The organism is Streptomyces sp. NPDC006368 (assembly GCF_040612535.1).
Taxonomy (GTDB): Bacteria; Actinomycetota; Actinomycetes; order Streptomycetales; family Streptomycetaceae; genus Streptomyces.
In genome coordinates, this window is sequence record NZ_JBEXQK010000075.1 from 1 (window position 1) to 9356 (window position 9356).

The window sequence follows — 9356 nt, forward strand, 5'->3', positions numbered from 1 at the left end:
TGCCCGATCATTGATCGGGCACCCCGCTCGTGTCGCCGTTCGTATCAGTCCTTCTTGATCTCCCAGAAGCGGAAGACCGTGGAGGCGTCGAGCGTCCACTCCAGGCCGGTGATGCCGTCGCGGGCCACGGCGTACTGCTTGCCCTGCCACAGCGGCAGGATCGGCAGGTCCTCGGCCACCATGTCCTGCAGCTTGCCGAAGTCCGCGTCGGACGCGGTGCGGTCGGCGGAGGCCGCCGTCTTCGGGATGATCGTCCCGGTGATCCTGGCGTTCTCGTAGTTGTTGCCGAGGACGTTGCCCTCACCGAAGAACGGCTGGGTGAAGTTGTCCGGGTCCGGGTAGTCGGGCACCCAGCCCTTCACGTACACGCCGTACTTGCCGGCCTTGATGTCCTTCTCGTACTGCTCGTACTCGACGGACTTCACGGTCGCCTCGAACAGTCCGCTGGCGTTGAGCTGCTTGGCGATCGCCTGCAACTCCTCTTCCGTCGACGGGCCGTAACGGCTCGGCGTGGACCACAGCGTGAGCGGCACCTTGCCGGAGAGCCCGGCCGAGCGCAGTGCCTGCTTGGCCTTCTCCGGCTGCGGCCGGTTGCCGTAGGTGTCGAAGAAGGCGGTGTTGTGGCCGGTGATGCCGGCCGGGACGATCGAGTACAGCGAGGTGGTGGTGGACCGGTGGACGTCCTCCACCAGCGCGTCGCGGTCGACGAGGTAGGCGATGGCCTTGCGCACGCCCAGCTTGCCGACGACCGGGTCCTTCATGTTGAAGACCAGGTGCTTGACCTCCGCGCTGCTGCCCTCGATGACCTCGATGCCCTTGCTGTCCGACGCGGAGGTCTTCTTGAGCTCGGCGATGTCGTCCGCGGCGAGCCCTCGGTAGGCGACGTCGATGTCGCCCTTCTTCAGGGAGTCGGCCAGGGCCTTGCGGTCACCGTTGTAGAACTTCAGCGTGACGCCGCCGTTCTTGACCTTGGCGGTGCCGTGGTAGTCGGCGTTGACGGAGAACACCGCTTCGCCGTTGGAGTAGGACTCCAGCTTGTACGGGCCGGAGCCGACGGCCTTGCCGTCGGTGCGCAGGCTGTCGGCGTCGTACTCGCGGTGGTCGACGATGGAGCCGGCACCCGAGGCGATCTTGCTCGGGAAGGTGGCGTCCGGCACCTTCAGCTTGAAGACGATGTTCTGCTCGTCGGGCGTCTCGATGGAGTCGATCGTGGAGAGCAGCGGCGCCGGTCCGGCCGGGTCGTTGATCTTCAACGCGCGGTCGAACGAGAACTTCACGTCCTCGGAGGTCAGGGGGTTGCCGTTGCTGAACTTCAGACCGTCACGCAGCGTGCAGCGGAAGACCTTGCTGCCGCCCTGGTCGAAGCCGCACTTCTCGGCCGCCTCCGGCTGCGGCACGGAGCCGCCCTTGGGGAAGCTGAGCAGGGACTGGAAGACGTTGTTGAACAGCAGCCAGGAGCCGGGGTCGTAGCCGGCGGCGGGGTCGGTCGCCAGGACGTCGTCGGACATGCCGACCAGCACGGTGACGCCGTCGTCACCCGCGCCGCCGCTCTCCGTACCGCAGCCGCTCAGCAGGGCGGCAGCCAGCCCCGCCGCGAGCGGGGCGGCCAGCCACTTGTTGTGCACCTTCACAGGAACCTTGCCTCTGAATCTTCATCGCGCCGACCGCGCCCACTGCGCGGCCGGGTACAACGGGGTCAGGCGATGCCTCGGGCCAGCTCCCAGAGCTGGAGGTCCGAGGAGGTGTTGAGCGCCCACTCGACGCCGGTCACGTCATCCCGGTGGGCGACGTACTGCTTGCCCTGCCACAGCGGGAGCACGGGGACGTCGTCGGCGACGATGTCCTGGAGCTGTTCGAAGGCGGGGGACGCGGCGCTGCGGTCGGCCTCGCGGCGCGACTGCGGGATGAGCCGGCTGCGCGCCTCGCCGCTGACGTAGGGCGAGTTGAGGAAGTTGTCGGCGTCGAGGAACGGCGCGATGTAGTTGTCCGGGTCCGGGAAGTCGGGAACCCAGCCGAGCCCGTAGACGGGGTACTCGCCGCGCTTCTGCGCGGGACGGAACGTCGACCACTCGGCGCCCTGGACGCGGACGTCGAAGAGCTTGGTGGCGTTGAGCTGGTCGCGCAGCGCCTCGAACTCCTTGCGGGTGCCCGGGCCGTAGTAGTCGCTGGTGTAGTGCAGCGTCAGCCGGACCGGGGTGCTGATGTGGGCGGCGCGCAGGATGTTCGCGGCCTTCTTGGTGCTCGGCTCGCCGTACTTGTTGAAGAACGAGTTGGTGTGCGCGGTGATCGACGAAGGGATGAGCGAGTAGAGCGGGGTGGCGGTGGAGCCGTACACCTTGCCGGCGATCTGGTCGCGGTCGACGACGGCGGCGATGGCCTGGCGGACGGCCTTGTCCTCGACGGAGGTGGCCTTGGTGTTGAAGGCGAGGTAGCGGATCTCCAGGCCCGGCATCTCCTTGAGCTCGATGCCCGGCTTGGGGTTCTCGGAGAGGTCCTTGATCTGCTCCGGCGACATGGTGCGGGTCATCATCGCGATGTCGTCGGCTTCGAGGGCCCGGCCCATCGCGTCGGCGTCCGGGAAGGAGCGCAGCTCGACCCTGTCGTTGCGGAGCTTGATGCCGCCCTTGTAGTGGTCGTTCCGGGAGAAGACGATCTTCGTGACACGGTCGTCCTTCACCTCGGCCTTCATCGTGTACGGACCGGAGCCGTCGATCTGGAAGCCGTCGCGGAGCTTCCTGGCGCCGTACTTGTCGCTGCTGAGGATGGCGGCGACGGGTGTCGAGAGCTTGTACGGGAAGGTGGCGTCCGGGGTCTTCAGGTGGAAGACGACCTCGCGCTCACCCTTGAGCTCGATGGTGTCGATGTTGGCGAGGAGGCCGGCGGCGCCGTTGTCCGACTTGATGGCGAGGACCCGCTCGAGGGAGAACTTCACGTCCTTGGCGGTGATCGGCGTGCCGTCGGAGAAGGTCAGCCCCTCCCGCAGGGTGCACCGGTAGCTCTCGCTCGCCCGGTCGGTGAAGGAGCACTGGGAGGCCGCCTCGGGCACCGGCGCGCCGCTGCCGCGCGGGATGCGCATCAGCGTCTGCACGGTCTGGCGCAGTACGTTCCAGGCGCCGGCGTCGTACGCGAAGGCCGGGTCGAAGGGGGCGGAGGCGTCCTTGGTGGTGGTGAACTGGTCCGTGGTGCCGACGACGATGGCGTTGCCACCGCCGGAGCCGGCCTCCTGGCCGCCGCACGCGGCGAGCAGGGGCGCGAGCAGGCCTGCTACGGCCGGCAGCACCAAGGTCTTGCGGTTCATGGGGGACGTTCTCCTCATCCGGCACTGGGTACAGCGGTTACGGACACTCCGCCGCGGCCGCCCGGGTCTGGGCAGGGCGATCGGGCCGGGGTACAGAGCGATCGGTCCTGTGTTCACGGTGGCGTGGTGGCGTGACGGAACACTGGGATCAGTGCGGCGAAGTTCTCGCCAAGAGATTAGTGGGCGGTGTCGGCGCCGCCGGAACGGCCCTGCGGTGAGATCACGTCGGACAGTGATGAGTAATGCGCCACCGCCGATCACTATGCGCGGGCATGATTCGTACACCGCTTGATGAATCGGGACACATGGACATGACGGAAGCGTCCCCATCCGGGCATGTCCGACCTGCACGACATGCGCCCAGCGCCACTCTGCGTGACCAATATCACGCCGGTTTGCCTGCGGCGGGCAACTGGCGGCGGTAGCCCGCCCCTCGCCGTCCCTCCTGTGCCGGTAACCGGAAGATCCGCGCGGGTGCTGCCCTCGGCTTCATCCGTACGAACAAACACCCGCGTGCGGGGCTCAGTTCACGCGTGTGATCAGTGTGCGCAGGAAGCCGAGGTCGACGTCTTCGAGGGAGCGGACGACGACGCGGCCGTCGGCGGGTGCGATGGGCGCCACGGACGGGACCGCGACCACCCGGCAGCCGGCGGCCTCCGCGGCGGCGACTCCGGTGGCGGTGTCCTCGATGACGGCGCAGCGGGCCGGATCGGCGCCCACGCCGCGGGCCGCGACCAGGTACGGGTCGGGGTGCGGCTTCGTACGGGGCACCTCGTCGCCGGCGACGCTGAGCCGGAAGCGGTCGGGCCCGAGGGAGCGCAGCACCCGGTCGATGATGCGGCGGTGGGAGGCGGAGACGAGCGCGGTCGGGACGTTGTGCGCGGCGAGCTCCGCCAGCAGCCGCTCGGCGCCCGGCATCAGCGGGACACCGCCGTCGATGCGCTGTTCGAACTTCTCGTTGAGCAGCACCGTCAGCTCGGGGAGGGTGATGTCGGCGCCGGTGGCCTCGATGAGGAACCCGGCGCTGCGGGTCATCGGCCCGCCGACGACCACGTGCCGCCAGGAGTCGTCGAGTCTGTGGCCCAGGTCACGGAAGACCTCGACTTCGGCGTCCCACCAGAAGCCCTCGGTGTCCACGAGTGTGCCGTCCATGTCGAGGAAGACGGCTTGCAGGGCGTGGCCCTCGGCCGTACGGGTCATGGACACGGGGACCGTACTGGTCATCCGGCACACCTCCATCGGGGGACGAGAAGGCCGGTCGCTCTCCCCCGGGGGTTCCCGGGGGGAAAAGCGACCGGCCTGCGCTGGACCGACCAGTGTACGACGCGTCGCGCCGGAGCGCGCGGGGAGGCGCCGGTGGTGTTGCCGGAAGACGGCCCGGCGGGGGGTCCGGCGGGCGTCGCGGTACTTCTAGCGCGCGTTGAAGTACTTCGCCTCGGGGTGGTGGATGACGATGGCGTCCGTGGACTGCTCGGGGTGGAGCTGGAACTCCTCGGACAGGTGGACGCCGATCCGCTCCGGCTGGAGCAGGTCGGCGATCTTGGCGCGGTCCTCCAGGTCGGGGCAGGCGCCGTAGCCGAGGGAGAAGCGCGCACCGCGGTACTTGAGCGCGAACATGTCCTCGACGTCCGCCGGGTCCTCGCCGCCGAAGCCGAGCTCCGCCCGCACGCGCGCGTGCCAGTACTCGGCGAGGGCCTCGGCGAGCTGGACGGACAGGCCGTGCAGTTCGAGGTAGTCGCGGTACGCGTTCGAGGCGAACAGTTCGGCCGTGGCCTCGCCGATCCGCGAACCGACGGTGACGACCTGGAGGCCGACGACGTCGATCTCGCCGGACTCCTCCGGGCGGAAGAAGTCCGCCAGGCACAGGCGCCGGCCGCGGCGCTGGCGCGGGAAGGTGAAGCGGGTGCGTTCGTTGCCGCTCTCGTCGAGGATGATCAGGTCGTCGCCCTTGGACACACAGGGGAAATAGCCGTGGACGACGGCGGCTTCGAGCATGTTCCCGGTGTGGAGCCGGTCCAGCCAGCCGCGCAGCCGCGGGCGGCCCTCGGTCTCGACGAGCTCCTCGTACGTCGGGCCCTCACCGGTGCGGGCCTGCTTGAGGCCCCACTGGCCCTTGAACAGCGCGCCCTCGTCGAGCCAGGAGGCGTACTCCTTGAGCTGGATGCCCTTGCTGACGCGGGTGCCCCAGAACGGCGGCTCGGGTACGGGGTTGTCGGTGGCCACGTCGGAGCGGACACCGCTCTCGGGGGCCTGCTCCTCCGTCAGGGCGGCGCCGGTGGCGCGGACGCGGCGCTGCTTGAGCTCGGGCAGGGTGGCGCCGGGCACGCCGCGCTTGACGGCGATGAGGGCGTCCATCAGGCGCAGGCCCTCGAACGCGTCGCGGGCGTAGCGGACTTCGCCCTCGTACACCTCGTGGAGGTCCTGCTCGACGTAGGCCCGGGTGAGGGCGGCGCCGCCGAGGATGACGGGGTACTGGGCGGCCAGACCCCGCTGGTTGAGCTCCTGAAGGTTCTCCTTCATGATCACGGTGGACTTGACCAGGAGACCGGACATGCCGATGACATCGGCCTTGTGCTCGTCCGCGGCTTCGAGGATGGCCGAGACCGGCTGCTTGATACCGAGGTTGACGACGTTGTAGCCGTTGTTGGACAGGATGATGTCGACGAGGTTCTTGCCGATGTCGTGGACGTCACCGCGGACGGTGGCCAGGACGATGGTGCCCTTGCCGGCCTCGTCCCCCTCGACCTTCTCCATGTGCGGTTCCAGGTGGGCGACCGCGTTCTTCATGACCTCGGCCGACTGGAGCACGAACGGCAGCTGCATCTGGCCGGAGCCGAACAGCTCGCCCACCACCTTCATGCCGTCCAGCAGCGTCTCGTTGACGATGTCGAGGGCGGGGCGGGTCCGCAGGGCCTCGTCGAGGTCGGCCTCCAGGCCGTTCTTCTCACCGTCGATGATGCGGCGCTTGAGCCGCTCCTCCAGCGGCAGGGCGAGGAGCTCCTCGGCCTTGCCGGCCTTCATGGACTTGGTGTTGACGCCCTCGAACAGCTCCATCAGCTTCTGGAGCGGGTCGTAGCCCTCACTGCGCCGGTCGTGGATCAGGTCGAGGGCCGTGGTGACCTGCTCCTCGTCGAACCGGGCGATCGGCAGGATCTTGGAGGCGTGCACGATCGCCGAGTCCAGGCCGGCCTTGACGCACTCGTCGAGGAAGACGGAGTTCAGCAGGATGCGGGCGGCCGGGTTGAGGCCGAAGGAGATGTTCGACAGGCCCAGCGTGGTCTGCACCTTCGGGTGGCGGCGCTTGAGCTCGCGGATCGCCTCGATGGTGGCGATGCCGTCCCTGCGGGACTCCTCCTGACCCGTGCAGATGGTGAAGGTCAGACAGTCGATGAGGATGTCCTCCTCATGGATGCCCCAGTTGCCGGTCAGATCGGCGATGAGCCGTTCGGCGATGGCGACCTTGTGCTCGACGGTGCGGGCCTGGCCCTCCTCGTCGATGGTCAGCGCGATCAGGGCCGCCCCGTGCTCCTTGGCCAGTTGCGTGACCTTCGCGAACCGCGACTCGGGCCCGTCACCGTCCTCGTAGTTCACGGAGTTGATCACGGCCCGCCCGCCGAGCTTCTCCAGCCCGGCGCGGATGACCTCGACCTCGGTGGAGTCCAGGACGATGGGGAGGGTGGAGGCGGTGGCGAACCGGCCGGCCAGCTCCTCCATGTCGGCGACACCGTCACGGCCGACGTAGTCCACACACAGGTCGAGCATGTGGGCGCCCTCGCGGATCTGGTCGCGGGCCATCTCCACGCAGTCGTCCCAGCGGCCCTCCAGCATGGCGTCACGGAACTTCTTCGAGCCGTTGGCGTTCGTCCGCTCACCGATCGCCATGTACGCGGTGTCCTGGCGGAACGGCACGGTCTGGTACAGCGACGCGGCGCCCGGCTCGGGGCGCGGGTCGCGCGGGGCCGGCGAGAGGTCGCGGACGCGCTCGACGACCTGGCGCAGGTGCTCCGGCGTCGTACCGCAGCAGCCGCCGACCAGCGACAGGCCGTACTCGCGGACGAAGTTCTCCTGGGCGTCGGCGAGCTCACCGGCGGAGAGCGGGTAGTGCGCGCCGTCCTTGCCCAGGACCGGCAGGCCGGCGTTGGGCATGCAGGAGAGCGGGATACGGGAGTGGCGGGCCAGATAGCGCAGGTGCTCGCTCATCTCCGCGGGGCCGGTGGCGCAGTTCAGACCGATCATGTCGATGCCGAGCGGCTCCAGTGCGGTGAGCGCGGCGCCGATCTCGGAGCCGAGCAGCATGGTGCCGGTGGTCTCGACGGTGACGGAGACGATCAGCGGCAGGTCGGCGCCGGTGGCCTCCAGGGCGCGGCGGGCGCCGAGGACGGCGGCCTTGGTCTGCAGGAGGTCCTGGGTGGTCTCGACGAGCAGGGCGTCGGCACCGCCCGTGATCATGCCCTCGGCGTTCTGCTGGTAGGCGTCGCGGAGCTTGACGTACGGGGCGTGGCCCAGGGTCGGCAGCTTGGTGCCGGGGCCCATGGAGCCGAGGACCCAGCGCTGCCGGCCGGTGGAGGCGGTGTACTCGTCGGCGACCTCGCGGGCGATCCGGGCCCCGGCCTCGGACAGCTCGTACACACGCTCCGAGATGTCGTACTCCCCCAGCGCCGAGAGGTTGGCGCCGAAGGTGTTGGTCTCGACGCAGTCCACGCCCACCGCGAAGTACGCCTCATGGACCGAGCGCACGATGTCGGGGCGGGTGACGTTGAGGACCTCGTTGCAGCCCTCGAGCTGCTGGAAGTCCTCCATCGTCGGGTCCTGCGCCTGGAGCATGGTGCCCATGGCCCCGTCGGCCACGACCACGCGGGTGGCCAGGGCCTCGCGGAGGGCGGCGGCTCGGGTCCTGCCGTCAGTGGCGTGATTGCTGTCAGCGGAGGGGGTCGGCGACGAGGCCATGGATGTGCTCCCTGGGATGCGACGGCTGTCGGCTTTGCGCCTCCGGTGGGAAGGCGCACCCGGCCAGAGTAACCGCGTACCCGCCGGGGTGGACATGTTGTCCCACGTGGCGGACGGCATGCTGACGTCGCGCCGGCCGGGTGGGGGGTCGGTGGTGCCGGGCCCGTGGGGTTCCAGGGTGTGGCTCAAGGTCGGCAACGACCGATAGTGTTCAGCATTGTCGAACTGAGGAAGAAGGGCCGGGGCGATGCCGAAAAACATCCAGTCGCTTGAACGGGCGGCGGCGATGCTGCGACTGCTCGCGGGTGGGGAGCGCCGCCTCGGACTGTCCGACATCGCGTCGTCACTGGACCTGGCGAAGGGCACCGCCCACGGCATCCTGCGCACCCTTCAGGCGGAGGGCTTCGTCGAACAGGACCCGGCCTCGGGGCGCTACCAGCTGGGGGCCGAGCTGCTCCGGCTGGGCAACAGCTACCTGGACGTCCACGAACTACGGGCCCGGGCGCTGGTGTGGACGGACGACCTGGCCCGCTCCAGCGGCGAAAGCGTCCACCTGGGCGTCCTGCACCAGCACGGCGTCCTCGTCATCCACCACGTCTTCCGCCCCGACGACAGCCGCCAGGTGCTGGAGGTGGGCGCGATGCAGCCGCTGCACTCGACGGCGCTGGGCAAGGTCCTGTCGGCGTACGACCCCGTGGCGCACAGCGAGGCCATGGAGGTCGACCGCAAGGCGTTCACCCCGCGCACCATCACCGGCCTGGACGACTTCGAGGCCGTACTGGAGCTGACGCGGGCGCGCGGCTGGGCGGCGGACGTGGAGGAGACCTGGGAGGGCGTGGCGTCGGTGGCCGCGCCCATCCACGACCGGCGCCGCATGCCGGTCGGGGCGGTGGCCATCACGGGCGCGGTGGAGCGGGTCTGCAACGGCGAGGAGTTGCGGTCGGAGCTGATCGCGGCGGTACGGGACTGCGCCCGCGCCGTCTCCCGCGACCTGGGCGCCGGGCGCTTCTGAGGCGACGCGCGTGGGGACGCCGGCGCACCTCGGCCCGGGCGCCCCGACCCCCGGCGGCGCCGCGCGCCCTTCCCGGGCCGCGCGGCCCGGGAAGGGCGC

At 69.7% G+C, this 9356-nt stretch carries 5 protein-coding genes; 1 reads left to right on the forward strand and 4 read right to left on the reverse strand.

The genetic code is table 11. From position 1 onward, the window contains the following. Window positions 1-44: 44 nt before the first annotated feature. The 4 genes from ABZZ38_RS29740 to metH all read right to left on the reverse strand — a co-directional run bounded on the left by ABZZ38_RS29740 (window position 45) and on the right by metH (window position 8245). Entirely contained in the window at window positions 45-1631 is a 1587-nt protein-coding gene (locus tag ABZZ38_RS29740) for an ABC transporter substrate-binding protein (protein WP_356745535.1), read from the reverse strand. A gap of 65 nt (window positions 1632-1696) precedes the next feature. Further along, window positions 1697-3298: an ABC transporter substrate-binding protein gene (locus ABZZ38_RS29745; RefSeq protein ID WP_356745537.1), complete on the reverse strand. Its 1602-nt coding sequence runs from the start codon at window positions 3296-3298 to the stop codon at window positions 1697-1699. Window positions 3299-3820: 522 nt separating this feature from the next. Continuing rightward, entirely contained in the window at window positions 3821-4522 is a 702-nt protein-coding gene (locus ABZZ38_RS29750; RefSeq protein WP_356745539.1) for an HAD family phosphatase, read from the reverse strand. Between the two features lie 186 nt (window positions 4523-4708). Next, window positions 4709-8245 (reverse strand): methionine synthase, encoded by a 3537-nt coding sequence (gene metH, locus ABZZ38_RS29755; protein ID WP_356745541.1) that lies wholly within the window; start codon window positions 8243-8245, stop codon window positions 4709-4711. A gap of 247 nt (window positions 8246-8492) precedes the next feature. On the opposite strand from metH, the gene ABZZ38_RS29760 reads away from it, so the two are divergent. Next, window positions 8493-9257, forward strand: coding sequence for an IclR family transcriptional regulator (locus ABZZ38_RS29760; RefSeq protein ID WP_356745543.1), 765 nt, complete (start codon window positions 8493-8495; stop codon window positions 9255-9257). Window positions 9258-9356 lie beyond the last annotated feature (99 nt).

Excerpts from the sequence above, each read along its gene's own strand:
- metH (WP_356745541.1), bottom strand. The coding sequence starts at position 8,245 with ATGGCCTCGTCGCCGACCCCCTCCGCTGACAGCAATCACGCCACTGAC.
- ABZZ38_RS29750 (WP_356745539.1), bottom strand. The coding sequence starts at position 4,522 with ATGACCAGTACGGTCCCCGTGTCCATGACCCGTACGGCCGAGGGCCAC.
- ABZZ38_RS29745 (WP_356745537.1), bottom strand. The coding sequence starts at position 3,298 with ATGAACCGCAAGACCTTGGTGCTGCCGGCCGTAGCAGGCCTGCTCGCG.
- ABZZ38_RS29760 (WP_356745543.1), top strand. The coding sequence starts at position 8,493 with ATGCCGAAAAACATCCAGTCGCTTGAACGGGCGGCGGCGATGCTGCGA.